This window comes from Pseudovibrio japonicus, from assembly GCF_014651595.1.
Lineage (GTDB): Bacteria > Pseudomonadota > Alphaproteobacteria > Rhizobiales > Stappiaceae > Pseudovibrio > Pseudovibrio japonicus.
In genome coordinates this window covers 757,582-784,147 of record NZ_BMXE01000002.1, presented here as the reverse complement: position 1 = coordinate 784,147, position 26,566 = coordinate 757,582, and the positions used below count along the sequence as shown (strand labels likewise).

Here is a 26,566-nt window from a genome sequence, read left to right as displayed (position 1 = left end):
CAACTGCACAAGCAATGTGGCGCTTGGCTCCCATAAAAACCAGAGCCAGCGCCACATTTAAAATGATTATTTGTGAAGATGTTGAGGCGTAGCTCTCAACATCCCTCGTAGTCTTCAGATAAACCGTCCGAAAACCAATACCCCAACCAGCAAGTCGCCTTAAGCAGCTCGCACTTTCTCAAGGAATGTGGCCACCGTATTGTTGATGTGGTCAGCTTGACGGGACAGAGCATCAGCCAGATCAGACACCGTCCCACCGGTGCTGCGCGCTGTCTCAGAAGCATTTTCCACCATCTGCATGGCGTTGGCACCTTCCTGAGAGCTCTGCGTCGCATGTGCCACGTTCTCGGTAATCGCCTGCACAGCAGCATTCTGCTGCTCAACAGAGGCTGCAACAGCTGTCGCAATCTGGCTCATTTCGTTGATCACATCGCTCACATCACCAATTGCACCAACAGCCTCGGCAGAAGCTTCCTGAATAGAACCAACCTGCTGCGCAATCTCCTCAGTTGCCTGCGAAGTCTGGTTTGCCAGTATCTTCACCTCAGAGGCAACAACAGCAAAGCCTTTGCCGTGCTCACCGGCGCGAGCCGCCTCAATCGTGGCATTGAGCGCCAAAAGGTTGGTCTGGTTGGCAATATCGCGAATAAGACCAACAGCCTGCCCAATGCGATTGGCCGCCTCACTCAGCATGTTCATGGTCTCTGCAGTGGCTTTGGAGCCTTCCACCGCACGGTTGGCAACGCGAGTAGACTGATCCGCCTGTCCGGCAATTTCGTTAATAGACATGGCCAGCTCTTCTGTCGCAGCAGACGCGCTGGAAACATTCTGAGCCGCACTTTCTACCGCCTGCCCCGCAGACATCGCCTCGTTCGAAACGTTATCTGCAGCTGAACCCACATCGTTTGAGGCACGACCAAGACCATCCGCAGCACTGTGCAGGCTCTTGAGAGCTTCAGCAACGGTCTGCTCAAACCCGATAATCAGATTATCAACCTGCTCAACACGGGCCTGCTTCTCGGAGTTCTCACGGTCCTGCTGATCACGCAGTTTGTGCCGTTCTTCAATATTGTCACGGAACACCTGGAGTGCCCGCGCCATAGCGGAAATCTCTCGCCCCCCTTTGTTGAGGGGAATAACCGCAGAAAGATCGTCCTTCGCCAGCAGCGACATCGCATAACGCAGCGCAGTCAGGTTTCGCAAAAGGCCAACAATCAACAAGGTGCCAAGAAGGAACAGGGTCAACGCAATACCGCCAGTCGCAATGCCCAGATAAAGGTTGGTCTGCTCCGTTGTGGCTGTCAGCCGGGCCCGCGCATCATTGGCCCCCTGCACAGCAGAGCTCTTCAGCTCATCCAGCCGCGGCGGCAACAGATCAAACAGGTTCGCGAGCAGCTCAGAACTTCTTGCCCGCTTTTTATATGTCTCGGTGTAAGCCTCAAACGCCTTTTTATAGGCCACCATTTCGGCTTTGACCTGTTCAGCAATGGCCGCGTCAATCTTGGCCCGCGGAATCGTACGTTCAAAGCGGGAGTAGGCAACCTCAAACGCACCAAGCGAATCATCAACCCCCGTCAGCGCGTAGCCCAGCTGTGCCCGTGCCAGATCACTGAACGTCTGCATAAGCTTCAATGTGTTGGGGTCTTTGCTGCGAATGTACTTTTTCTGGAGGCCCGTTTCTGCCTGCGAAAGCCTGCTGGACATTTCCCTCTGCAAACCACGGTCTGCATCGTATCCAAGAGTGGACTGGTAGCCGTGCAGCATCTCAAAAGCACCACTAATCGCTTCGATGGTGTCCCGCGCATCGGAGATTTCAAGGAAGTAATCCAACGCAACCGGAAGCTGGCTCAGCTCCTGCAGCTCCGTCTGGGCTTCACCGATCAGCTGATCGAACCGACGTTTCAGGCTGTCGCTCGGCACATTCTCGTAATCTTTCTGAACCGATTGCAGCGTACCTGCGGTAATCGCTATGCTTTGACTCAACTCGGAAAGCTGAGTGTATTCTTTGGATTGCAGCAAGGCAGCTTCAGTTTGCTGCTGGCCCCAAAGATAAACAACCCCAACCCCACCGAAACCGATAAGTGTCAGAATACCAAGCATAATTGCCCGAAACCGAATACTGGTATTCCGGGTTAACGAAAAAATCTGCTTTCCCAAAGAAGAAATATCCAGCTTCCACCCTACTCGCATCGGAGACCCCTCAACCGATAAAATTACTAATAGTATTTTTTATTATTACTCACAGATATAGGTACAAATCGTTTAAAGATTACAAATACAGACTCGCAGGGTTAGCATTATTGCCCGTCCCACCCAGCGTCATCTGCTAAAGATGCATAAAAATAAGACAGACCATTGCGCATACTTCCCAAACTCATTCCCGTCGTTTTCGTTCTGCTCTGGTCAACAGGCTTCATCGGCGCACGCCTGGGAGCACCCTATTCAGAGCCTTTCACGCTCCTGAGCCTGCGGTTCCTGCTCGTTTTGCCCCTTATGGCCATCGTCGTCTGGTTGTCAGGCAAAAGCTTCGCGATGACACACCAGCAGATAGGCCACGCAGTCGTCACCGGTATCCTGCTCCACGGCGGCTATCTTGCCGGCGTGTTCTGGGCAATCGACAACGGCATGCCCGCAGGCGTCACCTCAGTGATCACCGGCCTGCAACCGCTTATCACAGGCACCCTCGCCTTCTTTCTTCTGAAGGAAGACGTGACTGCACGCCAATGGATCGGCCTTGCCGCTGGTTTCGTTGGTATTGTGCTGGTGATTCTTCCAAAAATGGGGACTGGTATTGCACAGATCCCCCTTTGGACCGTACCAGCTGCTCTTGGCGCAACCCTTGCCATCGCCTTTGGGACCATATGGCAGAAACGTCAACCGATGAATACGGATCTGGTCGTGGGGACATTCTACCAGTATTTCGGCGCAGCTCTGGTCATGCTGCCGCTGTCCTTCACGGAAGGCTGGGTACTCGTCTGGTCAGGCGAGTTGATCTTCGCCCTTGCATGGCTGGTCATTGTATTATCAGTGGGTGCCAACTTGCTACTCATGTACCTGCTGAAACACAAAGCAGCCTCCACGACAGCAACCTTGTTCTACCTGACGCCTGTCTCAACAGCCATTCTCAGCTACTTCCTCTTCGGAGAAACGCTTGATGTCATTCAGCTGCTCGGTATGGCGATCGTGGTGGTCGCAATCGCAGTGTGCAGACCCAAGTCGAAAGCCTAGCTCTGATCCTCACCATTATGACAAGGACCATCCTCCAGCCGCCGGTTTACACGGCGCACACGCATCAGCGCAGCATTAAACTCACCACCAAGGATAAAAATGACAGCTGTCAGATACATGAAGATGATCGCCGTCATGATACCGGCAAGGCCCGCATACAACGTCACATAGTTGGCCCACCGCGCCAGATACGCACCAAACGTCGTACCTGCGATAATCCATAGCACCATGGTCAGCACAATGCCGGGCAGCACTTCAAGCAAACGCCGCCGGCCAGCAGGCAGGTACATATGTGCCGCCAACAGCGCGAACAGCAACAAGAACGACGTAATCCCATAGCGAACAATATTCGCTTTGTAACTGAACTGCTCCATCACGGGCGCAAGATGCACCGCCCATTCCCACGCCAGCGGACCAAACACGATCAGAAACGTAGAGACCATCAGAACCACTGTTCCAATAAGAACTGCCAGTAAAGACTGCGTCCGACAGAAGAACCAACTGCGCGTGTCCTTCACCCGGTAGGCTCTGTTCAACCCAATGCGCATTGCCTCCACGCCATTGGACGAGAACCAAAGCGTAACAACCACACCGAAGGTCAACAAATCACCACGCGGCTGTGTCAGAACAGCGTTGATCTCACCAGAAACGGGACCCGCAACTTGCTCCGGCCACACGTCAAATATCAACGCTGAAGCACTTTGCGCAACAGAGTTCAGGCCAAGAAAACCAGAGAAAGCCGCAACGAAAATCAGGAAAGGAAACAAAGCCATAAGCGACGACAGAGCCACATGACTTGCCACAGCGTAGCCATCATCTGAGTTGAAGTGCCCCAGAGCATCTGCGAGCACCTGATATGATTTTCCCCAAAGGCTACGTTTCTTCATAAAACTGATCTGGTCTGTCACGCTATAAGTTTCAAGTTAGATAATAGATGGAGCTTCAAGAAATAATCATGAAGAAAGCTCCCACCTTTAGGGCATTGCACAAATATACATCCCATTTAAGTTTGCAGTGCACAATGACCGAGCGGATTGAGGGAGGCAAGCGGTGTCGGAAACGGTGAATACAATAGAACAAGCAGTCACACCATCGAAGGAAACACGTGCTCAGGCGCTACAATCCCTTGAAGCTTTGCTTGGTATCGCACGCAAAAACGTAAAACTACGCGTGCTGAAAGACGGACGCATCGCCTCCGCTCTCATGGAGCAGGAGCAACGCGCCACCCACGGTCTGGCTTGGCTTGCAACCTATGTCGAAGCCCTCAAGCAGCTTAACGCCTACGGCGAACGACTGGAAACCGAAGGCACCTTCGGCGAAGTGGAAAGCCTGATCCTGCGCATCGGTTTTGCCGAATACACCGCACAGGTCTTTGGCGGTCTGCCTATGAGCCAGGGCGAAATCCTGCGTCTCTCCGATCTCGGCATCAGCCGCAGCGAAGCAGAAAGCCATCACACCGAGGCGGTTGAAGCAGTCATTGCAGATGGCACCCAACCAGCCCTGCGCACCCGCCTTGCAGAACTCATGCAGCAAGCGGAAGGCCAATCCACCATCGGCGCGACCGGACTGGATGAGACCTACGAGCAAATTCGCGAAGAAATGCGCAAGTTTGCCGAAGCAAAGGTCACTCCGTTTGCTCACGAATGGCACCTGAAGAACGAATACATCCCTCTTGAGATCATCAACGAGATGGCAGAGATGGGCGTTTTTGGCCTGACCATCCCTGAAGAATTCGGCGGCATGGGCCTTGGCAAAGAATCCATGTGTGTGGTCTCAGAGGAACTTTCCCGCGCCTACATCGGTGTCGGCTCCCTCGGCACCCGCTCCGAAATCGCGGCAGAACTTATTCTCGGCGGCGGCACAGAAGAACAAAAAGCAAAGTGGCTGCCACGTATTGCATCCGGCGAAACTCTGCCAACAGCGGTGTTCACCGAGCCAAACACAGGCTCCGATCTCGCCTCCCTCAAAACCCGTGCGGTGAAGGATGGTGACACTTGGAAGGTCTACGGCAATAAAACCTGGATCACCCACCCGGTCCGCGCAGACATCATGACCCTGCTCACCCGCACCAAGCCGGAAGAGGCTGGTTACAAAGGCCTTTCCATGTTCATCGCGGAAAAGCCGCGCGGTACGGACGAAGAGCCATTCCCAGCAGAAGGCATGTCTGGCGGTGAAATCGAAGTGCTCGGCTATCGCGGCATGAAGGAATACGAAATCGCGTTTGATGGCTTTGAAGTCAAAGACGAAAACCTGCTCGGTCAGGTAGAAGGTCAGGGCTTCAAACAGCTTATGCAGACCTTCGAATCCGCCCGCATCCAAACCGCCGCCCGTGCAATCGGTGTAGCTCAATGTGCTCTGGACCTCGGCCTGCGTTATGCGCAAGAGCGCATCCAGTTTGGCAAATCGCTGATCAACTTCCCGCGCGTATCCGACAAGCTCGCAATTATCGCCTGCGAAACCATGATCGCCCGCCAGCTCACTTACTTCTCTGCTTGGGAAAAAGATAGTGGTCGACGCTGTGATCTGGAAGCAGGAATGGCGAAACTACTGGGCGCACGCGTGGCATGGGCAGCAGCCGACAACGCCCTGCAAATCCACGGCGGTAACGGCTTTGCGCAGGAATACCCGATCTCTCGTGTACTCTGCGATGCGCGTATTCTCTCAATCTTTGAGGGAGCAGCTGAAATTCAGGCACAAGTCATCGCACGCCGACTACTCGACGAGACCGAGCTGTAAGGCGTGCGCTGATATCTATTGTAACCGATCAGGAAGCGCGGCTATTTCCGTCGCGCTTCTTCATAAACTGAAAGCTCGTGGCGCTTGTCCATCAGCGCTTTTCTAAGCTCAACACGCTCGTGAGTTTTAGTCGTGGCGGAAAGCTTATTTTCCAACGAAGAGATCTCGCGGCGTAGGGCCAATTCACCCTGAATTCCACCGCCTGCTCCGTCCACAACGCTCATCCGTGCGCTCTGAGAAAAATTTGTCCCGGATCGTCTGGGGATAGGTTTGCCTTCGCCATGTAGTCGATCCATAGAACCATTCATCTGTGATCGGCGAATTTGTTGCTCGATTAAACGATCCATTCCCATAAACAGACCCCTATCTTTCTTTTGTTTTTCTTAGTTTATTTTCATAAAGGACTGTGGCTGCAACATGGTCATCTGCAATTTTTCTAAAATCTTTTACTGAACACCATTAACTTACCGCTACGAAAATTATCGATTTTAACTTTATGGCAATATTTAGGCCATCTTGAGTTGCAAATTGCAATCCATGCGGTACATTTAATTAAATTTTTAATTAAATTATATTTAATCGGAACAAGTAATGCTGCGACCTCTTTTTACTGCAGGTCTCCTGATGAGTTCTGCCCTAGCATTTGCACCCAACACCTGGGCCATGACTCAAACACGTGCGTTGGGTCCGGGCCTCACCCAGCTCAACGCCCCCGCTCAAAATACTTTGAAGCCAATCTCGGCAAGTGGTGAATTGAAGCCATATCCGGCAAAGTCATCGCTCAAACCGCTCAAAGCCAAATCAAAGCTCGTGCGGCTGGCACCCCAATCCAAGTTGATCCGTTACGCAGTGAAAACTGCAGCAAGTGAGACACCTGCCAAGCCTACAGCACTTAGCCAAACGCAAACGGCGATGACGCCCTACTCTGAAACTCAGCAGAAATCAGAGGAACTCCTCGCCCTGCTGAACAGCGGCATCTAAGAGCTCACAGAAACCCAGGCTGCCGCCGGTTCAATGCAGAAAACAACAGGGCGCGCAAAACCCCATAGCGATTTGTTGCATAAGGAGCCGTCCTTATGCCTGCCATAATAAAGCCATGTGCAGATTTGCAGAGGCGCACATTACCAGCGCGCCTCTTTGCTATGCCGCCAGCCCTTTATGCTGCCAGCGGGTAGCTCTCCTCCACCAGATACGGCCCACCCCCAACGGCTGCTTTTGCAGAAAACAGCACGAACCGCCCAGCGGTAAAGGCAGGGGCAGAAAAATCACCACGCGCCTCAAGCCAATGAGCCAGTTCTGCAGGTGATGTGCCCTTCAATCTGGCCAGTGTCACATGCGGCGTGTACTTACGCCGCTCCGGCTGCAAACCAAGCCGCTGCAGAATACGCTCCTGCTCGGCCTGAAGCTCGGTCAACTCCTGTGTCGGTTCGACACGCGCCCATAGCGCATGGGGTTTAGCGCCTCCAAATGCCCCAAGGCCGGTCAGTTTGATTGTTAGTGGAGCACGGTGTACCCGCGCTAGCTCGTAAGCAACTTCATCGGCAATGCGATCATCAATGTCGCCTATGAACCGCAATGTGATGTGATAGTTTTCGGGGTCGATCCAACGAGCACTGCGCAATCCCCCGCGCAATATGCTCAACATCGTACCGATGCTCGAAGGTAGCTCTAGGCCAGTAAAAAGACGAGGCATATCAGGACCCTCCGCGACTGCAGATGATAAATTAGCTCACGTTTATCGCCAGAGTACAAGCAGAAAATAACCACTCTACGAACATCTGGGGTTTTTCTGTCCCACATCTACAAAAACAAAAAATGCCGAAGCCATACATGGCTCCGGCACTTTTCAGTCACGACTAACCAGAGAAAATTATCGGCCAATCATGGGCAAGGATTGGTGTACTGCAGATGGATTTCGTTGATCCGCTTCGCGATCTCTTCTGTCATCTCAAAGTCTGCTGCACTGATATCTGTTTCCAGCTGCTCCATATTCGTTGCACCGATGATCACAGAGGTCACAAACGAACGGGAATGAACAAATGCCAACGCCATAACGGATGGATCAACACCCAGTTCTGCCGCAAGGTCGCAGTACGCATCAATCGCTTTTTGACCACCAGCGGTCTCATAACGTCCAAGACGCTTGAACAATGTCTTGCGAGCACCTTCAGGCAACGCACCATTGCGGTACTTACCGGTCAGGTAGCCCTGCGCGAGTGAAGAATAAGCCAGCAGGCCAACATCCTCACGATGGGCAATCTCTGCACCACCCACTTCAAACAAACGGTTCACCAAAGAGTACGCATTCTGCACAGACTGTACCCGCGGCAAGCCACGTGCTTCAGCTTCCTGCACAAACTTCATCGTGCCCCAAGGGCTTTCGTTGGAAAGACCGATATGGCGAACCTTACCGGCTTTCACCAGCTCCTGCAGCACCTCAAGGGTCTCATGGATCGCGTGCTCGTCTTCATCCCGCTCCACATCCTGCCAGATTGTGCCAACAGAACCAAAGCCCGCCACCTTACGGTCCGGCCAGTGCAGCTGGTAAAGATCGATGTAGTCTGTCTGCAACCGCTTCAGGCTGGCATCCACTGCCTCTATGATCTGCCCACGGGAAAGCTCGCTGGTAGACCCGTCTTCACGGTGCCAGTCCTGCACTGAACGGCCAACAACTTTAGTCGCCAGAATAACTTTGTCGCGATTGCCGGAGTTCTTGAACCATGTCCCGATGATCTCTTCGGTTCTGCCTTTGGTCTCCTTCTTTGGCGGAATGGAGTAAAGCTCTGCCGTATCGAAGAAGTTAATGCCCTTCTCCAAAGCGAAATCCATCTGAGCATGGCCTTCAGCTTCGGTATTTTGTTCACCCCATGTCATCGTACCAAGACAAATGCTGGAGGCGTTGAGGTCTGTGCGCCCCAATTTCCGAAATTCCATATATTCCCCGTTTGCAGCCCGATGCTGTCTTTTGTTTTTTACGCCCACGTTCGAGCACAAAGGACAAAGACCCAGGTTCGCCCAAAGACAAAGGATCTCGCCCGAATTTTCTTTTATTAAATCCGCCGATGGATGGAGGTCGGCAGGAGAAGTGGCCCAGCGAGCAAAACGACGGCGCACCTCCAAAAAGTAAGCCGTGTTTTTCCGACAATTAGATGCAGTTAGTCAATACTCGAAAGCAGGCTCTGCGTTCCAGCCTGCTATCAAAGTCCCGTTAGCTCTCGGAATTAGTCTGTTCAATCAGCATTTCAACAGAGGGCAGAATTTTCTCGACAATGATCGAAACACCTTCTCCCGTTGGGTGAATACCATCGCTAAGGGTTAGATTTGCATGCGTGGCAACACCATCCAGAAAGAATGGATAGAGCAGCGTATTATGTTTCTGCGCCAGGTCCCCATAGATGGAATTGAATGCCTCCCCATAGGAAGCGCCCATATTCGGCGGCGCCATCATTCCTGCCAACAGCACCGGGATATGACGAGAACCCAACTCCGTCATCATCGAATCGAGGTTTTCGCGGGTGATGGAAGGATCCACGCCGCGCAGCGCATCATTGGCGCCCAGCTCCAGAATGACCCCATCAACATCATTGCCCACAGACCAGTCCAGCCGTGAGAGACCGCCCGAGGTCGTATCACCGGACACACCAGCATTCACCACAGTGACGTTGTAGCCCTTCGCTTTCAGCGCTTTCTCCAGTTGTACGGGAAAAGCCTCGTCGGGTGGCAGCTGATACCCGGCCGTCAGACTATCTCCAAAAGCAACGAGCTTCACCGGTTCGGTTCCATCCTGCGCATATCCTGCGGAAGCAGCGGAAACAATAAGACCGAACGCTACAACAGCACCGCTAAAGAACCGCAGTACACCTGATTTCACTTCAACTTTTCGTGATCCTAACATTCAAATCCCTTAGATTCTTCACACTAAGCTGGACGATACGATACATCTTACCCATATGCTTCCCAAATGCGGCTGCTACAAGAGCGCCCAATTATTTTCTTATAGGATGTCGTTCAGGGATTTGCATCGACGACACATCAAGGTGGAAGCCTACACATCAAGGTGGAAGAATGACAGTTAATCCGGCACTAGACTTAAACGGCGTTCACCTCAGCCTGGGCCACGGCGCAGGCCGCACCCATATTCTCAAAGGCATAGATCTTTCCATCAGAACCGGCGAAAGCGTCGGCCTTGTCGGTCCATCCGGCTCAGGCAAATCCACACTGCTCATGGTGATGGCCGGCCTTGAGCGCGCCGACGAAGGCACCGTAAAGGCCGCCGGACAAGAGCTGGGTACGATGAACGAAGACGAACTCGCGCGCTTTCGGGGTCAGAACGTTGGCATTATCTTCCAGTCCTTTCACCTGGTCCCTAACATGACCGCGCTGGAAAATGTCGCTGTCCCCCTTGAGCTTTCCGGCAATCCAAAAGCCTTCGACCATGCCAGAGAAGAACTTGAAGCCGTTGGCCTTGGTCACCGCCTCAACCACTACCCTACCCAGCTTTCCGGTGGCGAACAGCAGCGCGTGGCCGTAGCCCGCGCGCTTGTCACCAACCCTGAAATCATCATTGCCGACGAGCCGACTGGCAATCTGGATGAAAGCACCGGTGAGCAAATCGTCGAGCTGATGTTCCTTGCCCAGCAGCGCAAGAACGCCACTCTGGTCCTTGTCACCCATAACCCGGCATTGGCAGACCGCTGTCAGCGTAAGATCCAGGTTCACTCCGGTACCATTGAGGAAGAAACACCCGCAGTGCGCGAGGTACGCGCCCGATGAGCCAAACCAAATCAAACGGTTATAAGCCCGGCTTCGGCCTTGCCGCCCGCTTCGCCCTGCGCGAGATGCGCGGTGGCCTTAAGGGCTTTTATGTCTTCATCGCCTGTATCGCGCTAGGTGTAGCAGCGATTGCCGGTGTCTCCTCCTTCTCCCGCGCACTAACCGAAGGCATCGCCTCGGAAGGTCAGGTCATTCTTGGCGGCGACCTCTCGTTCACGCTGGTCCACCAGGAAGCCTCACCAGACCAACTTGCCTACCTGCAAAGCACCGGCGAGGTCTCCGAGGTCGCCAACCTGCGAGCCATGGCCCGAACACAGACAGCGGGCAACCAGACACTGGTTGAACTGAAGGCAGTTGACGATCACTACCCACTCACCGGCGACTTTGAGCTCGACTCTGGCCAGAACCTGCAAACAGTCATCAACGGCAGAACCGACGGCCTGCGCAATGCAGTGGCAGAAATTGCTCTGCTAGCGCGCCTTGGACTGGAAGTTGGCGATGAAATCGCGGTCGGTCAAACCCAGTACCACATCGCAGACACCATCGAGCTGGAGCCCGACAAACTTTCCTCCGGCATGACCGTTGGGCCCCGCCTACTCGTCTCACGAGCCGCATTGCAGGAAACTGGGCTGATCCAGCCAGGCTCACTGGTCAACTACTCCTACCGCGTCCGTATAGGCGAAAACACTCCGGAAGATGAGCTCCAGCAGGTCATTGATCAGGCCAACAGCGAGTTTCCCAATGCCGGATGGCGCATCAGGTCCAAGCTGGAAGCAGCGCCAAGCCTGCAACGTAACATCCAACGCTTTGCCCAGTTCCTCACACTCATCGGCATCACCTCCCTCGTGGTCGGCGGTGTTGGTGTGGCGAACGCAGTGCGCAGCTACATGGATACCCGCCGCGAGGTCATCGCCAGCTTCAAATGCCTCGGCGCCTCGGGCAACTTTGTTTTCAAAGTCTACCTCATCCAGATGATGGTCCTCGCCACGATCGGCATTGTGATCGGTATGGTGCTGGGAGCGCTAATCCCGCTCATCGCCATGGCGGCCCTTCAAACGATCCTGCCTGTCAACGGTGTGCAGGCGATCTACCCGCTACAGCTACTCACCGGCATGGCCTATGGCTACCTCACGGCGCTGGCATTCGCCCTCTGGCCGCTTGGCAGAGCCCACGACATTGCCCCAACAGTACTGTTCCGCGATGAAGTGAGCACGCGCAGCCGCTACCCCAAACCACTGTATATCGCGGGAGCCGCACTCACGCTGGTGTTGCTCTCAGGCCTCGCGCTCGTCATGTCCTACGACAAGACCATCGCAATCATCTTCATTGGCGCCTGTGCAGCCACTTATCTGCTACTGCTGGGCGTCGCACGTCTCATCATGGCAGCCGCTCGCAGAGTACCAACGGTCCACTCCACCGAGCTGCGTCTCGCCGTCACCAACATCTACCGCCCCGGCGCACTAACGCCCTCTGTCGTCCTCTCTCTCGGCCTTGGCCTGTCCTTGCTCGTCACGCTGGCACTGATTGACGGAAACCTACGCCGCGACCTGAACCAGACCGCAGAGGAACAAGCACCAAGCTTCTTCTTCGTGGATATTCAGGACAGTGAACGGGACGCCTTCCAGTCCTTCATTGAGCAAAACGCGCCGGGCTCCGACTTCCAGTCCGTCCCCATGTTGCGTGGAACCATCGTCTCACTGAAAGGCATTCCGGCAGCTGATTACCCAGCACCTCCGGGCGCAGAATGGGTCCTGCGTGGTGACCGAGGCATCACTTATTCCGACACCCTCCCTGAGACCTCGGTGGTCACAGAAGGCGAATGGTGGCCAGCCGACTACAGCGGCGAACCGCTGGTATCCTTCGCCGACGAAAACGCCCGCGAACTGGGCTTGAATATCGGCGACATGGTCACCGTCAACGTGCTTGGACGCCAGATAAGCGCAAAGATCGCCAATTTCAGAACGGTCAACTGGGAGAGCATGTCCATCAACTTCGTGATGATATTCTCACCCAACACCTTTACAGGGGCACCACATGCCCATCTGGCAACCGTGGGCTGGCCGGGCGAAACAACCTTGCAACAAGAACTGGATCTGCTAGGCAAAGTCACTCAGGCCTTCCCAACGGTCACGTCAATCCGGGTCAAGGATGCCATTGAGCAGATAAATGAGATCGTCAATCAGCTGGCGTGGGCCATTCGCGGTGCATCCTCCATCACGCTTCTTGCAAGTGTTCTGGTACTGGCAGGCGCGCTGGCAGCAGGCCATCAAAGCCGCATCTATGATGCCGTTATTCTGAAAACGCTAGGCGCCACCCGCAGACGCCTCATCAAGGCGTATATTCTGGAATACCTGATCCTTGGTGGCTCCACCGCTATCTTCGCGCTATTTGCGGGCTCATTGGCGGCCTATTTCATCATTACCGCAGTGATGGATGGTACCTTTACACTCCTGCCGGTTACCGTGGTGACATCCATTATCGGCGCTCTCATTTTCACGGTTGGCTTCGGCCTGCTAGGCACATGGAGAGTATTAGGAGAGAAACCAGCGCCTGTTTTGCGCAATCTGTAAAACTCCGTGGGCTGCATCAAGTAAAAAGCCTCGATCAGCACTGATGCAGTCCACATCTCTCAGAATTATGAGTTAACAGATCAACCGTTCTATTCTCTAGCTAAGATCTTGCAACGCCAGCAACATTACAATTGGTTAATAATAAGATCCAGTTTTACCAAGTTTATACCAAAAGATCTTGCTTTACCGCGCTATTATACAAAAACGGCTCCGGACGCCCTTGTCTTATCCTGCATTTCCCACCATATTTGCTGATATGTAACTCGGGCCAATTGTCCGTGCTGTTTGGTATGCCCAACAGCGAACACGTGTTTAACGAGAGAGAGGATCCACATGGCGACCTTCGACCGCAATAATTCTACGCGGTATGGAATGGCTGGCACTCAAGCCAATGCAGCCGCATTTGACGCTGGTCTGCGCGCCTACATGCTTCGCGTTTACAACTACATGGCAATCGGTGTTGCAATCACCGGTGTGCTTGCTCTGCTCACCTCCATGATGGCAACAACAACTGATCCATCCATGGCGGCAACTGATCCAATGAGTAATGGTATCATGCTCACCAGCATTGGTGCTGCACTATACTTGAGCCCGCTCAAATGGGTTGTAATGCTTGCTCCACTTGGTTTCGTGTTCTTCCTGAGCGCACGGATCAATAAGATGAGCGTATCCGGTGCACAAATGGCCTTCTGGGGCTTTGCTGCACTCATGGGTATTTCTCTCTCCTCCATCTTCATCGTCTACACTGGCAACTCCATTGCGCGTGTATTCTTCATCTCCGCTGCTTCCTTTGGCGCACTGAGCCTGTACGGCTACACCACCAAGAAAGACCTCTCCGCTTGGGGCTCCTTCTTGTTCATGGGCCTGATCGGCATCATCATCGCGTCTCTGGTGAACCTCTTCATCGGTTCTACTGCACTGCAGTTCGCAATCTCCGTGATTGGCGTTCTCGTGTTTGCCGGCCTCACCGCCTACGACACCCAGCAGATCAAGGAAATGTATGCAGCTGTTGATGACAGCGACGTTGCAGGCAAGAAAGCCATTATGGGCGCGCTGCGTCTGTACCTGGACTTCATCAACCTGTTCATGATGCTTCTGTCCCTGTTCGGCAACCGCGAGTAATCGCAGTAGCCATCAGGCATACAAATCAAAGAAAGCCCGGAGCACCTGCTTCGGGCTTTTTTCTTGGCCATTTGCATCGTAATCGCGAAAGCCATCGACCTGTCTAAACTACTGATAGTCGCGGGAATTACCTATGTTTTGCATGTGGTATTGAGCCACATAATCAATCGGGCCAGAGAGAAACAAAACAGCGTTTACAGCACCGCATTCCCGAGAAAGAAAGCGCACGACAAAGCAAATCACTGGAAACCTCACCAGCTAAAATTGGCAGTCGTAAAACCTCTATGTCCTGATTATTAGCCATTAAAATGCACCCGGCACGCACAGATAACCCACAACGTAACCGCTTATTTTTCAGGGGTGCAACCAATTTTCACTAGCCAAGATCAATAAGAAGACCTATTTTCTTAACGTAGCGTATCATATGTTTTTCTAAGCAATTTTCTGCTTGTTCCAACAGCATTTGTAGGGGCAAAAAATGCCAAGACACTCGCCTTGTGCCATAGCCAACGAATTTCTGAGACGCCGAGGCAGCTCTGAATACCCATCGCAGATGTACATTCAAAAACTGGTCGCCATCGCGAACGGCTGGAACCTTGCGATCAACGGCGAACCATTGGTAAGTGCAGCCCCGCAAGCATGGAAAAACGGCCCTGTATTTCGGCAGATTTGGGATTTCATAAAAGAGGGCGGACACAAAGGTCCAAACTGCGAAATCGCCGATCCCGTAACCGGCCAGATTGTCACTGCCCAGATCAATGGCAGCGAGCAGGAAATCATCGATCACGTCTGGAAGAAGTACCGCAATTACACTCCACAGCAACTCTCAGATCTCACCCATCAAGCGAATTCTCCATGGGCGCATGCCTACTTTGAAAAAGGGAGAAACGCAGAAATCGATCCAGAGCGCACACGGCAATACTACATAAAACTCGCTCTGGCGGGCCGCTCACATGCAGAAGAAGAGCAGGCCTTACAAACAGCGGGCCGGATCAATGCCGCCTAACGAAACTTTCGATGAGACACTCGAAAGACCGCTCACCGTCGATGATATCGACGCAGCCGTCTCGAAGCTTCCGATTGAGGTCGACCCACCAGCGAAGATCGAAATGGAGCAGCTGCTGAAAGATCGGCAGGCTCTGTCTGACGATAACACACAGCTGCAGAATGAGCTGATGGAACTCAAGTCAAAACTCGCCACCAAACAGGAGCTGGACGCCCTCATCAAACCGTACGCCGGTAAAGCCTACTGGTTCATGTGCGTCTACTGCGGCACGGTCGCTATGATCCTTGTTCTGGCAGGCTTTAAGAATGTTTACGGCGTCTCATTCATTCTGGCAGACAGCGTTCTGGAATTTCTTGTTGGCAGCACCGCAACCACAGTCATCGGCCTTGTCGGCATGGTCCTTACCGGCATCTTTGTCGGCGCCAGAAAGTAGCCTCAGCTACTATCAGTGGCCGGAGAGCACCAGTGTCTTAACTGGGAAGGCCAGCGCCTGGAACCGCAGGATCAGCGCATGCATGATAGAGGTCGCATCCACCATGTGGTAGTAGAGGCCGCCCCAGAAGCCAAACTCACCCGCTTTAATCTGCTCACCATAATTGCTGTAGGCATTTGCAATGCACTTACTGCCCGGAGGAATACCTGCAGTATCCATTGCGTATAACGGTTCCATCGTCACCAGCAGTGTGCCCGGGGCCGAAACATCCTGCGCATCAATCAACTGGTCTGTTGGGCGAAACTGGCCTGAGGATACAAAGTCCTGCTTGTCGATCACCACCATCGGGATAACCTCAAATGGACGGGAGGCACACGTTATCTCAGCTGCCATACCTACACGGATGACTGAGGCTGTAATCTGCCCGAACCCGGCCTGAAAACGCCCACGCCCTGTCGAATCCGGCACGAGAATGCCTGCCGGACGCAAGATCGGGTTCACAATATCCCCTGGCTGAAGGACAAACTGCGTAACGATCCCATCCACACCCGCATAAACAAACTTCTTATTATACTCGGACTGAGCCTGATTAAGCCTTGCAATCGCACTGGCTCGCTGAGCAGGCAGGCTCACGCTAATTCTTTTTTGCACGATATCCCGGTTGGCCGTCGCCTCATCCAGCTGTCCTCTGCGCACAATCACCTGACTTTGACGCGTTTCGATTTCTCTTTCAGTCACAACGTCAGAGTTACGCCGTTGCAATTCCAACGTCCGCTCCAACTCCTGCACGGACTGATCATAGGCACCCTGCGCCTGAGTAATTGCCGCTTCAGCTGCCAGCAGCTCAGAGTCCGCCAACTCGATCTGTGCATCAATCTCCTCCACCTCGGCCTGCGCGGTATCGACCTCCGCCTGCTCAGTGGAAGCATCCATCGTGAAAATCAGATCCCCTGCCTGCACACGCTGATTGTTCTCCACCAGCACCCTTTCAACCCGACCGTTGGTCTCTGGCAGAATGGACACTGTACGGAACAATGACAGCGTATTGGATGTTGTCGGATGATAGAAAAACACCAATGTGATCAGCGCAATGGTTAGCATCAGCGCCGAGGTGATCCCCCAGCGCAGCTCATACCAGACCGTAAGAAACGTAATCTCATAGCCAAACCGCTTACCCTGCTTGTAACGGCGATAAAGGTAGTCGGGCAGGATCGTGACAAGCGAGCAGAGAAAGAACTCAATCATCCGGTTTCTTCCCCTTCACGGTCTTACGCAAGGAGGCTGCGATAGCTTTCAGCGGTGTCTCGTAATCCGGCAGGTTGATCGCAGCAAGCAACAGCGCCGCAATCCAGAAGTAGTTGTTGTGCGTGAAAAGTGCGAGAACCGCCAATATGGCCACGATCTGCATATGCGATCGCCCATACTTGTGGGCCATCTTTTCTGGCAAGGCATGCAAGGAAAAGTAAAACACGCCCGCCAGCAGCACCGCCCCAATGGCGATGATGATTGTTATGACCATCAAAACATCAGTACTGCCCGGCGGAGTGATAAAGATGGGAAGATGCCCAGCGAATTGCTCATGTTCGCCACCAGAAGCCATAGTCTGTACCGCTCATCTCTCAGGAGTTACATGATGCCAGCGCAAAACGCAGACGAAACTGAGCAGTATTTGTACCCCCCTCGTGGTTACCCTCAGTGAAATGAGCGAGGCGTAACGCGGCGAAAATGGAAGGTTTTGGGCCTTAGGGTAAAGGCATGCTAAGCAAAATTTGGCAAATTGGAATCAAACAGCGGCAAGTTCTTCCCGTGCTTTCAGAAAGAGCGGCGCCAGCGCCTGAGCCAGCACAAAGCTCTTTTCAGCATCCGCCGCTGTATAAGCATGATCGGCATCCAGCAGGTTCACGGTACCAATCACCTCACCCAAAACCAGCACCGGCAGATTCAAAACTGCCCCCAGCCCCATCTCCGCAATCCTCTCATGGTCGGGAAAGTAATCTCTCACGTCCGCGATAGTGCGCCCCAAGAACGGCTTTTGCTCAACAAACACCCGCTCATACCACTCGCCTTCTTTCTCGATAGGTTTGGTGCCAGACATGCCATAAGGCCCTTCCGCGCTGGAAAACAGCCGCACCACATGGCTCCCTTCAGGATGGGTCACCGTCAGAGTAAACAGCTTGTATCCGGGAAATCTGGAGAACAGCACGCCCGCTTTCCGCGCGGCATCCAGCAGGCTGGCACTGCCTGCCACCACCTGCACAAACTCATAATAATCAATCACCTTAAATACCTGCGATAATGAAATGCAGATACACTACCGCGAATCTTCAAGAAGTGGAGACTACACGGTGGTGTTTTGTATATGGGAAGTTCAGATTAGTCACCCCCCAGCGGTCGCATGCTCAAACAAATGCCAAATTTAGCCATAGAGATACTCCTACTTATAGTTCATTGAAATTAGCTAGCGTAAGGACACCTTCCTATGGTTGAGCCAACAGCAGCAGATATCATTCGTGAATTAGATATGGAGCCTCATGCTGAAGGAGGCAATTACTATCGGACATTCCGCGACACGGAAGGGCCGGAAGGACGTGGTAATTCTTCATCGATCTATTACCTTTTGCAAAAAGGAGAAATGTCTCGTTGGCATAAGCTTGATACACCCGAGCTCTGGCACTTTTACGCTGGTGCGCCTCTGACACTGTCAATAAGTGAGGGGGATGTTGCACCTACTGACATAATTTTAGGGGCAGATATCATGAATGGTCAGCGGCCCCAGGGTTTGGTTCCAAAGGGTCACTGGATGTCAGCACGGTCACAAGGCGCATGGACATTGGTCGGGTGTACTGTTGCTCCTGGCTTTACGTTCGACACCTGGACGCTGGCGGAAGAAGGGTGGGTGCCGGGAGGATAACCCAACGAGGCCACGAACAAACCTACGACAAGCCAGTTTACGTGGTAATCCAAGACCTAAGGATGACTTTAATGACCCAGCCAACTGCAGCAGATATCATTCGTGAACTAAATCTGGAACTCCATCACGAGGGTGGTCACTACTACCAGACATTTCGTGACCCAGAGGGTCCGGAAGGACGTGGCTTCTCCTCAGCGGTATACTACCTGTTGCAAAAGGGCGAAGTTTCTCGCTGGCATAAGATTGATGCGGTTGAGCTCTTCCACTTTTACGCTGGCGCACCTTTAATTCTGTCGATCAGTGATGGTGAAGTTCCTCCTGAAGACACAATCTTGGGCTCGAATATCATGAAAGGCGAGCGGCCTCAGGCAACAGTACCAAAAGGCTTCTGGATGTCAGCACGGTCCACAGGAGAGTGGACACTGGTGGGAGCAACAGTTGCACCCGGCTTTTCTCTTGAAGGATGGACGCAGGCGGAAGAAGGTTGGTCGCCCGGATGAGCATATTGATGAGCGCAAATAGTGGAGATGTCGCGGACAGAAGCGCAACAACCCCATCCGCACAAGTCAGCCCTGCTTCAGCTCTGTCGGATCACCGTCATCTGTCTGAAGCTTCTCGTCAATACAGCACTCATCGCGCAAAAAACACAGGACCGCGTCCAGCTGCTCATACTGCGCCACGCAATAAAGCACCCGCCCTTCGCGCCGTTGTTTGATCAACCCGGCAGACGCCAAACCTGACAAATGATGCGACAGCGTTGAGCCCGGAATCTCCAGTTCTTCCTGCAAGGTGCCCACAGCCAGCCCCTTATAGCCAGCTTTCACAAGCCGCATATAAATCGCCAACCGCGTCACATGTCCTAATTCTTTCAGAGCCTTAGCCGTTTTTTCGATATCCATCTCATTCACCATCATATCTAATATTTTGATATTACTAGAAATATCTTGACATGAAAAGCTTATATCCTATTATTTCCATAATTCTGGAAATGTAGAGACAAGGAATAAGTTCATGCCACTGTCCTCGGAAATGCTCATAAGCAGCCTACAGATGTTCGCCTTTCTTGCCGTAGAACTGACCATTCTCTTTTTGGCGATCAGCTACTTCGTTGGCATCTTGCAGGAATACATTCCGCCAAGCCGCGTCCAAAAAATCCTCAGCAGCCAGAACGGCAAAGGCTACTTCACTGCAGCAGCCCTCGGCGTCATCACCCCGTTCTGCTCCTGCGGTACAATCCCGTTCCTGAAAGGTTTATTCCGAGCACGCGCCGACTTTGGCACCATGATGGTCTTCTTGTTCGCCAGCCCACTGATAAGCCCGGTGATTATCGGCTTGTTTGCAGTGACCTTTGGCATCCAAATAGCGGTGTTCTACTTCGCCATCGCCCTAACCGTGTCCATCATTGCAGGCTATGTGCTACAAAAACTTGGCTTTGAAAAGTTCGTAAAGTCAGAGGCTTACGCTACTTTAAGCCCCTCTTCTTGTGGCAGCAGCAACGCAGGAGGTGCGCCGGTAGAAAGCAAATGGAAAAGAATCTGGGACGCGACATGGTCCGATTTCAAAAAAGTCCTGCCATACCTAATCGTCGGCATCTCCATCGGCTCCGTCATCTATGGCTTCATGCCAACAGATCTGGTGTCCTCATGGGCAGGTGAAGACAACCCACTGGCAATTCCGGTTGCCGCCGTCATTGGCATCCCGCTCTACATCAGAGCAGAAGCCGTCATCCCGCTGACGGCAGCGCTGGCCGGTAAAGGCATGGGACTGGGCGCAATCATGGCCCTCATCATCGGCAGCGCAGGTGCCAGCCTGACCGAGGTGATCCTGCTCAAATCCCTCTTCAAAGGCCAGATGATCGCCGCTTTCCTCGTGGTCGTCCTGGGAATGGCCGTCAGCGCCGGTGTGCTCTACACGCTGATTTTCTGACGTAGAAAACCGCGGAAACACGCCATCACATGCAAAACAGACCTTACTTACACCCAGGTAAGTAAGGTCTGTTTTGCTTAATCCCGAATGATCTCCAGAAACGCTGCACCAAACCGCTCCAGCTTGGCTTCCCCGACGCCGGAAATCTCCAGCATCTCTTCAAGTCGCTGCGGGCGATCCACGGCCATCTCGACCAGTGTCTTATCGTTGAAGATCACATAAGGCGGAACGTTACGCTCCCGTGCCAGCTCCATCCGCAGCGCCCGGAGCTTCTCAAACAGCTCCTGATCCGCCACATCCTCAATCTGAGTCCGCGTAGGCGCTTTGGCGCGGCGCTCGACCTTCGCAGAGTTGGCAAGCTGATCCACCTTCAGGTCGATGGTCCGGCGCTCCCGCAAAAACTCCATCCCCATCGCCGTCATCTTCAACGCCCCATGCGCATCATGGTCGGCGAAAATAAGGCCCGCCGCCAAAAGCTGCCGAGCAACAGCATTCCACTGTATCTTGTTAAACTCACCGCCAATATTGAACGTGGACAGATTGTCATGCCCGCGAGAGATAATCCGCTCATTGGCATTGCCAAGCAGAACATCAATCACATAGTTCGCCCCAAAGCTCTGCCCCGTACGAAGAATGCAGGACAGGAACTTCTGCGCCGCGATGGTTCCATCCATGGTCTTCGGCGGGTTCAGGCAGGTATCGCAGTTGCCACAGGGCTCGCACTCATCTCCGAAGTAGCGCAGCAATACAGAACGCCGACAGGTCGCCGTCTCACAGTAAGCCAGGAATGCACGCAGCTTATGCCGCTCAATCTGCTTCTGGTTCTCCGGCGCGTCACTCCGGTCAATCATCTGGTTCAGCAGTACAACGTCCTGCATCCCGTAGATCATCCAGGCCTCAGAAGGCAGCCCATCACGCCCAGCGCGGCCCGTCTCCTGATAGTAAGCCTCAATGTTCTTGGGCAAATCCAGATGCGCCACAAACCGCACATTGGGCTTATCAATGCCCATACCAAATGCGACCGTGGCAACCATGATCAGACCTTCCTCCTTAATGAAGCGGTCCTGATTGGCCTCACGCACGGAATTATCAAAACCCGCGTGGTAAGGCAGCGCATCAAAGCCCTCACTCACCAACCACGCCGCAGTCTCCTCCACCTTCTTTCGGGACAGGCAGTAGATGATGCCACTCTCCCCTTGAGGCCGGTCTTTCAAAAACCGGCGCAACTGCTGCTTGGGATTATGCTTGATACCAACCGTGTAGGTGATGTTGGGCCGATCAAACCCGGAAGAAATCAGACGCGGCAGGTTCAGGCGCTCCTGAATGTCCTTGCGCGTCGGTTCATCCGCTGTCGCCGTTACCGCAAGACACGGCACACCCTCAAGCCGCGCCCGCACATTGGTCAGCTCGCGGTATTCCGGACGGAAATCATGCCCCCACTGGCTGATACAGTGGGCCTCATCAATAGCCAGCAGCGCAATCAACCCGCGCTGGTTCAACTCTTCCAGAACATTGACGAACTCAGGCCGCACCAATCGCTCGGGCGCCACATAAAGCAGATCCAGATTCCCCGCCCGCAAATCCCGATAGGCCGCCTGCACCTCCTCACGCGAAAGCGCAGAGTTGATGGAGGTCGCCCTCACCCCAAGCTCGCGCAGGGTCGCAATCTGATCCTGCATCAGCGCAATCAGCGGAGAAACAACAATGCCAACCCCACGGCGGCATAACGCAGGCACCTGATAACAAAGAGACTTACCCGCCCCCGTCGGCATCAGCACGCAGCAGCTCTCACCAGAAAGCACGCTATCAATCACCACCTGCTGATTGCCGCGAAACGCGTCATAGCCGAATACTTTTTTCAGAACATCATTTGGTGAGGCAACAATATCTTGCGCGATAGTCATGAGCAGCAGCACTTACCTGAAGGAATTGGAGAGGCGTTTGTTAACGTCTACCCGTCTGGCCCAACTGCGCAAGACTTATCTGAGGCGAGAGCACAAAATCTTCACCGAGCCCTCTCAAGCTACCTGATCACCCCCCGCATCAGCGGTACTTCGCAGCCGAGATAAACTCACCAAAAGCCTCGCACCAGACGAGCACGGTGCTGTACTGGTCAATGTCAACGCCCTCAGGCACATTCACAACGAAGCCATCAAAGGTTTTGACATCACCAATCAGCTGCGCGTTCTCCTTGATCGGCAAGAACTCGTCTTCATGCTCAACAAACTCGGTGGTGAGATAGACTTTGTAGTCCGGCCCCGGCGCAAGACGGCCTTGATGAGCAATCGTGGTGGGAGAGACACTCACCTTGCCCTCGCCCCAATGCAGGAAATCACTTCCGCGCAGGCCGCGCTTAAACTCCGCTGTATACGTTGCGTTTTGCGCCTTCTCCTCCAGCACCGCGGTATCGGGAGATTCAGGTGCTGTCAAAATCGGCAGGAAATAAACCCCAAGCGCGAAACCGATCACAAGCACAACACCATGGGAAACAATCGATATAAGGAAACGGCGCATATGAGTTCTCTCGGTTTATGAGGTCAAAATCATGGTGAGCCCAAACGCAATCACGCCCAAAACTCCGATCAACCACGCCATCAGAAACTAATAAACCCGGACCGCCCAAACCAATCCCCAAATCTCATAGCACCGACAAAACCCCAACTGCGGCTATTTCCGCACGGACACAGCATCAAGCGGCCCAGCGGCACCTCCCAAACACCAGCAGTTTCAAGCGCTTAACAGCCACCAATCCGACCCTACCAGCAAGCAGATATAAACTTAACATTGATCAAGTAGTATTACCCAAAACCCGTTTAACATCAGTCTTTTACCTCCTAGGACAAAAGGCATAATCATGAGTGACAAAACATTATACGAGCGCCTCGGCGGCTATGACGCAATTGCAGCTGTCGTGAATGACCTGCTCCCCCGCCTGCAGAACGACGACCTGCTTGGCCGGTTCTGGCAACACCGCGGTGATGACGGGATAGCAAGAGAAAAGCAGCTCCTGATTGATTATCTGGCAAACAACGCTGGTGGCCCGATGTACTACACAGGCCGCGATATGGTGACCTCTCACACAGGCATGGGCATCACGGAAGCCGACTGGGAGGCCTTCCTCACTCACTTGAAAGCCACACTGAACGCCTTCAACCTGCCAGAAGCAGAGTTCAACGACACCGTTGGCTTTGTAACCAGCCTGAAAAACGAAATTCTGGTGTAACGGATAGCGCTTCCGGCCCTCTATCTGCCAGATCAAACACATGAGCATCTCCCGGAAAGTGAACCCGAATATCCTCCACCGGGCGATGCTTCCTCCCTCAAACCTTGTCATCCGCACTTTAGCACCAGTCAAAGCCCCGTTCTGCCAGCATGACATCTCGCAGAGCACCTTGCTCATTTGACTTGGCGCCGGCTTTACCTCAAAGTTTCAAAAAAGTTCGCCTGCTCCACCAGCTGCACAAGCCGCAAAGTTTCAGTATGACGTACTCATTAAGTGCATATCTCGTGCTTGGCCTTGCCATCATAAGCGTCCCGTTGACTGCGCATCGATGGGTGCCACTCATTTTATTCGGCGTAGCGCTCGTTCTGGCAATGCTCTCCGGCGTGCTGGACTGGACCGGTCTCCTGCTTGTTCTCAGCTGGACCGTGGTCAGCGCCTTCCTCTTTACGCAAAAGCATCCAGTCTGGCTCTTCTGCCTGATGGCAGGCCTGTTACTGCTCGCCGGTCACCTTGTGATGATCCACATGGTCCCTGGTTTTTACAATCTGCAAGTCTTATCAGACGTGAAAACCAACGCAGATGCAGTGCCTTACTCACTCTATCTGAATTTTGATAAGGCCGCTCTGGGCTTCCTGCTGTTCCTCTTCGCAGCCCCGCGCGTCAACTCCGCAAAGGAATGGCTCCGCTGCCTGCGCCTAACGCTGCTGTTCTTCATCCCGACAGCTGCCGTTCTCATCGGCATCACATACGTAGCAGGACTAGTAGTCTTCGATCCCAAACTGGTCTCCTTCCTACCCATCTGGATTTTCGCAAACCTGCTGTTCGTCAGCGTCGCTGAAGAAGCAATCTTCCGTCAGTTCATCATGGGGCAACTCATGGAAAAGCTCGGTGGCAGCCTCTGGGCCGGAGCAACAGCGCTCCTGCTCTCCTCTCTGGCATTTGCCTACTACCACCTGGATGGAGGCCTACCTTACGCCGCCTTCTCCTTCGTCGCAGGCTTATTCTACGGCGCAGCGTTCTGGAAATCAGGCCGCATAGAAGTCGCCATAGCCGTCCACTTCCTCGTAAACCTCACCCACATCCTCTTCTTCACCTACCCAATGCTAGCTAGGTAGGGTCAAAAGGAAATAGTCGTTCAAACAGGTAAGTCGTAAATGCGAGCCAGGCATAGCCTGCGGGCACAATGGTCTATTTGAGCTCTTAGCTAACATTAAGGTGTTGCTAGTATTCGCAAGCGCAGCATGTTGCAATGTGACCATTGCAAACATTCATCTGTCTTAGGGCGACGGAGTCAAAACATTCTTACTATTTCTGATTGTTGTCGTTTCAGATAGATTTTGGGATGGGAAGCAGCAGTCGGCCAAAGCCAACTGCTGCTAGTGGGAGACCAATCAACGATGTTCTTCTGGAACCCAATCTGCAGGCGATGAGTTCCAGAATCTATTTGGATTATCTTCATCCAAGCCTCGAATGTGCAGTGTTCGCAAACATGCTTCAACAAACACAACGGGCTCTTCATACGGGTGGGAAGAATAGATGGCTTCAACAACCCGAGTCACCAATGCATCATCGTCTAAAACAAAGAATGAGAGCTCAATACAAGGCACTTCTACGACAGTTTCGGTCGCAGTGTTTCGGCCCCTACCCAGTGATCTGAACTGCTGCACTCCCGTTGCCGTTTGAAATGTGACGCTGTCATAATCACCGTATTTGAGTGGCGTTTCATTAAGAATGCACTCCACAACTGTCTGTGCGCTTTGAGTAGGGATTTGCGTAGTAATTCGAAAGCCGTGCTCTGGGATAAACCGTTCTGTGGTGAGATTAGGAAGGGACATGTCATTCTCCGGTTGCTTCACACTCGGAGTATCTGACTTTCAAATATTTGTGTGACCAAACGGTTCGCTCGTGGGCGAACTGTTAAGGATAATCAGTGCCGTCGATGAGCTCCCGTGCAATGCCGAAATCGTGCTCAAACACCTCGTATCCGAGTTCAGTTATTAAAAGTGCTCTGCTTCCCGTGCGTCGTTCAAGCCAGTTCATTTTCAAGGTTTTTTCCATAAGCGCTGTCGCCAATGGCCCAGATATATGCTGCCTTCGCTCTGTCCAGTCTAGGCACAGCTTCAAAGGAGGTTTTAGAGATATACTTAGGTTTGGTACATCGATTTCCAATTTGCTAAAGAACGCCTCTCCCATTGCACCGATTTCAACGACTTCACCCTGTATGCGTAATACGCCCAAAGCAATCAGACGGTTGGTAATCAACACTCCCAGCCTGCCAGCAATGTGGTTATAGCAACTGCGGGCTCGCATTGTATTCGCTTCGGGCAAATATCGATTTTTGGCACGGTATAGATGATCGGTAGGGGATAGGCTTGCCAACGCCTCAAGCACACTTGCGACGTCTTCGCTTGCAATTCGGTGGTAGACGCAACGACCACTCCGAATAGAAGAGGTTAGTCCAGCTGCTTGAAGTTGTTTGAGATGTACACTCGCGGTTTGAGCGGAAATCTCGGCCGCGCTGGCCAACTCCTTGTTGGTATACGCACGCCCATCCATCATTTCGCAAAGGATGCGAGTGCGGCTCACGTCTGCAAGCGCTGCGCCTATGATGTCAAGTCTGGGTTCTACTGTCATGATA

27 protein-coding genes are annotated in these 26,566 nt (G+C 53.1%); 13 read left to right on the top strand and 14 right to left on the bottom strand.

Annotation, left to right across the window (positions count from 1 at the left end):
• Nucleotides 1-159: 159 nt before the first annotated feature.
• Complete coding sequence (locus IE076_RS08445; RefSeq protein ID WP_209008947.1) at nt 160-2,100, bottom strand: methyl-accepting chemotaxis protein; 1,941 nt, start codon at nt 2,098-2,100, stop codon at nt 160-162.
• 255 nt (nt 2,101-2,355) lie between these two features.
• On the opposite strand from IE076_RS08445, the gene IE076_RS08440 reads away from it, so the two are divergent.
• Nucleotides 2,356-3,228: a DMT family transporter gene (locus tag IE076_RS08440; protein ID WP_209008946.1), complete on the top strand. Its 873-nt coding sequence runs from the start codon at nt 2,356-2,358 to the stop codon at nt 3,226-3,228.
• Here IE076_RS08440 and IE076_RS08435 read toward each other — a convergent pair.
• On the bottom strand, nt 3,225-4,115 hold the full coding sequence (locus IE076_RS08435; RefSeq protein WP_189436297.1) for a YihY/virulence factor BrkB family protein: 891 nt from the start codon (nt 4,113-4,115) through the stop codon (nt 3,225-3,227). The genes IE076_RS08440 and IE076_RS08435 overlap by 4 nt on opposite strands.
• A gap of 175 nt (nt 4,116-4,290) precedes the next feature.
• On the opposite strand from IE076_RS08435, the gene IE076_RS08430 reads away from it, so the two are divergent.
• The gene (locus IE076_RS08430) at nt 4,291-5,964 is read left to right on the top strand and encodes an acyl-CoA dehydrogenase family protein (protein WP_189436384.1); all 1,674 of its coding nucleotides are present in this window, start codon (nt 4,291-4,293) and stop codon (nt 5,962-5,964) included.
• 41 nt (nt 5,965-6,005) lie between these two features.
• On the opposite strand, the gene IE076_RS08425 is transcribed toward IE076_RS08430, so the two are convergent.
• Nucleotides 6,006-6,317: a DnaJ family domain-containing protein gene (locus IE076_RS08425; protein ID WP_209008945.1), complete on the bottom strand. Its 312-nt coding sequence runs from the start codon at nt 6,315-6,317 to the stop codon at nt 6,006-6,008.
• A gap of 271 nt (nt 6,318-6,588) precedes the next feature.
• On the opposite strand from IE076_RS08425, the gene IE076_RS08420 reads away from it, so the two are divergent.
• Nucleotides 6,589-6,945: a hypothetical protein gene (locus IE076_RS08420; protein ID WP_209008944.1), complete on the top strand. Its 357-nt coding sequence runs from the start codon at nt 6,589-6,591 to the stop codon at nt 6,943-6,945.
• Between the two features lie 175 nt (nt 6,946-7,120).
• On the opposite strand, the gene thpR is transcribed toward IE076_RS08420, so the two are convergent.
• From thpR to IE076_RS08405, 3 genes are all read right to left on the bottom strand, one after another.
• Nucleotides 7,121-7,657, bottom strand: coding sequence for an RNA 2',3'-cyclic phosphodiesterase (gene thpR, locus IE076_RS08415; protein ID WP_189436296.1), 537 nt, complete (start codon nt 7,655-7,657; stop codon nt 7,121-7,123).
• A gap of 188 nt (nt 7,658-7,845) precedes the next feature.
• Nucleotides 7,846-8,898, bottom strand: coding sequence for an aldo/keto reductase (locus tag IE076_RS08410; protein WP_189436295.1), 1,053 nt, complete (start codon nt 8,896-8,898; stop codon nt 7,846-7,848).
• 274 nt (nt 8,899-9,172) lie between these two features.
• Entirely contained in the window at nt 9,173-9,859 is a 687-nt protein-coding gene (locus tag IE076_RS08405; RefSeq protein WP_189436294.1) for an arylesterase, read from the bottom strand.
• Nucleotides 9,860-10,029: 170 nt separating this feature from the next.
• Here IE076_RS08405 and IE076_RS08400 point away from each other — a divergent pair, with 170 nt between their 5' ends.
• The 5 genes from IE076_RS08400 (at nt 10,030) to IE076_RS08380 (ending at nt 15,868) form a co-directional block, all read left to right on the top strand.
• A complete protein-coding gene (locus tag IE076_RS08400; RefSeq protein WP_189436293.1) occupies nt 10,030-10,737 on the top strand; it encodes an ABC transporter ATP-binding protein in 708 nt (235 codons plus the stop codon).
• Nucleotides 10,734-13,307, top strand: coding sequence for an ABC transporter permease (locus IE076_RS08395; protein ID WP_189436292.1), 2,574 nt, complete (start codon nt 10,734-10,736; stop codon nt 13,305-13,307). Before IE076_RS08400 ends, IE076_RS08395 begins: the two co-directional genes overlap by 4 nt.
• A 333-nt stretch (nt 13,308-13,640) precedes the next feature.
• The gene (locus tag IE076_RS08390) at nt 13,641-14,429 is read left to right on the top strand and encodes a Bax inhibitor-1/YccA family protein (RefSeq protein ID WP_189436291.1); all 789 of its coding nucleotides are present in this window, start codon (nt 13,641-13,643) and stop codon (nt 14,427-14,429) included.
• A gap of 478 nt (nt 14,430-14,907) precedes the next feature.
• Nucleotides 14,908-15,435, top strand: a complete 528-nt coding sequence (locus tag IE076_RS08385) for a Panacea domain-containing protein (RefSeq protein WP_209008943.1) — start codon at nt 14,908-14,910, stop codon at nt 15,433-15,435.
• Nucleotides 15,425-15,868, top strand: coding sequence for a hypothetical protein (locus IE076_RS08380; protein WP_189436290.1), 444 nt, complete (start codon nt 15,425-15,427; stop codon nt 15,866-15,868). Before IE076_RS08385 ends, IE076_RS08380 begins: the two co-directional genes overlap by 11 nt.
• 12 nt (nt 15,869-15,880) lie before the next feature.
• Here the strand turns inward: IE076_RS08380 and IE076_RS08375 are convergent, their stop codons facing one another.
• The 3 genes from IE076_RS08375 to IE076_RS08365 all read right to left on the bottom strand — a co-directional run bounded on the left by IE076_RS08375 (nt 15,881) and on the right by IE076_RS08365 (nt 18,146).
• Nucleotides 15,881-17,113: an HlyD family secretion protein gene (locus tag IE076_RS08375; protein ID WP_189436289.1), complete on the bottom strand. Its 1,233-nt coding sequence runs from the start codon at nt 17,111-17,113 to the stop codon at nt 15,881-15,883.
• Nucleotides 17,106-17,468, bottom strand: a complete 363-nt coding sequence (locus IE076_RS08370; RefSeq protein WP_189436288.1) for a hypothetical protein — start codon at nt 17,466-17,468, stop codon at nt 17,106-17,108. The genes IE076_RS08375 and IE076_RS08370 overlap by 8 nt, the downstream gene beginning before the upstream one ends.
• Nucleotides 17,469-17,651: 183 nt before the next feature.
• A complete protein-coding gene (locus IE076_RS08365; RefSeq protein ID WP_209008942.1) occupies nt 17,652-18,146 on the bottom strand; it encodes a GAF domain-containing protein in 495 nt (164 codons plus the stop codon).
• Between the two features lie 201 nt (nt 18,147-18,347).
• Here IE076_RS08365 and IE076_RS08360 point away from each other — a divergent pair, with 201 nt between their 5' ends.
• Nucleotides 18,348-18,779: a cupin domain-containing protein gene (locus IE076_RS08360; RefSeq protein ID WP_189436287.1), complete on the top strand. Its 432-nt coding sequence runs from the start codon at nt 18,348-18,350 to the stop codon at nt 18,777-18,779.
• A 71-nt stretch (nt 18,780-18,850) separates the two neighbouring features.
• Nucleotides 18,851-19,279: a cupin domain-containing protein gene (locus IE076_RS08355; protein WP_189436286.1), complete on the top strand. Its 429-nt coding sequence runs from the start codon at nt 18,851-18,853 to the stop codon at nt 19,277-19,279.
• A 66-nt stretch (nt 19,280-19,345) separates the two neighbouring features.
• Here IE076_RS08355 and IE076_RS08350 read toward each other — a convergent pair whose 3' ends face one another.
• Complete coding sequence (locus IE076_RS08350) at nt 19,346-19,678, bottom strand: ArsR/SmtB family transcription factor (protein ID WP_189436285.1); 333 nt, start codon at nt 19,676-19,678, stop codon at nt 19,346-19,348.
• Between the two features lie 112 nt (nt 19,679-19,790).
• Here IE076_RS08350 and IE076_RS08345 point away from each other — a divergent pair, with 112 nt between their 5' ends.
• Nucleotides 19,791-20,705 carry a permease gene (locus tag IE076_RS08345; RefSeq protein WP_189436284.1) on the top strand — a complete coding sequence of 305 codons (915 nt, stop codon included), beginning with the start codon at nt 19,791-19,793 and terminating at the stop codon, nt 20,703-20,705.
• 77 nt (nt 20,706-20,782) lie between these two features.
• Here IE076_RS08345 and recQ read toward each other — a convergent pair whose 3' ends face one another.
• Together recQ and IE076_RS08335 are read right to left on the bottom strand one after the other, a co-directional pair.
• On the bottom strand, nt 20,783-22,609 hold the full coding sequence (recQ, locus tag IE076_RS08340; protein ID WP_209008941.1) for a DNA helicase RecQ: 1,827 nt from the start codon (nt 22,607-22,609) through the stop codon (nt 20,783-20,785).
• 139 nt (nt 22,610-22,748) lie between these two features.
• Nucleotides 22,749-23,219, bottom strand: a complete 471-nt coding sequence (locus IE076_RS08335) for a DM13 domain-containing protein (RefSeq protein WP_189436282.1) — start codon at nt 23,217-23,219, stop codon at nt 22,749-22,751.
• Nucleotides 23,220-23,559: 340 nt separating this feature from the next.
• On the opposite strand from IE076_RS08335, the gene IE076_RS08330 reads away from it, so the two are divergent.
• Nucleotides 23,560-23,928 carry a group I truncated hemoglobin gene (locus tag IE076_RS08330; RefSeq protein WP_189436281.1) on the top strand — a complete coding sequence of 123 codons (369 nt, stop codon included), beginning with the start codon at nt 23,560-23,562 and terminating at the stop codon, nt 23,926-23,928.
• Nucleotides 23,929-24,185: 257 nt separating this feature from the next.
• Entirely contained in the window at nt 24,186-25,043 is an 858-nt protein-coding gene (locus IE076_RS08325) for a CPBP family intramembrane glutamic endopeptidase (protein ID WP_189436280.1), read from the top strand.
• 276 nt (nt 25,044-25,319) lie between these two features.
• Here the strand turns inward: IE076_RS08325 and IE076_RS08320 are convergent, their stop codons facing one another.
• Both IE076_RS08320 and IE076_RS08315 read right to left on the bottom strand, forming a co-directional pair.
• Nucleotides 25,320-25,763, bottom strand: coding sequence for a YqfO family protein (locus IE076_RS08320; protein ID WP_189436279.1), 444 nt, complete (start codon nt 25,761-25,763; stop codon nt 25,320-25,322).
• An 82-nt stretch (nt 25,764-25,845) separates the two neighbouring features.
• The gene (locus tag IE076_RS08315; protein ID WP_189436278.1) at nt 25,846-26,562 is read right to left on the bottom strand and encodes an ArsR/SmtB family transcription factor; all 717 of its coding nucleotides are present in this window, start codon (nt 26,560-26,562) and stop codon (nt 25,846-25,848) included.
• Nucleotides 26,563-26,566: the final 4 nt, after the last annotated feature.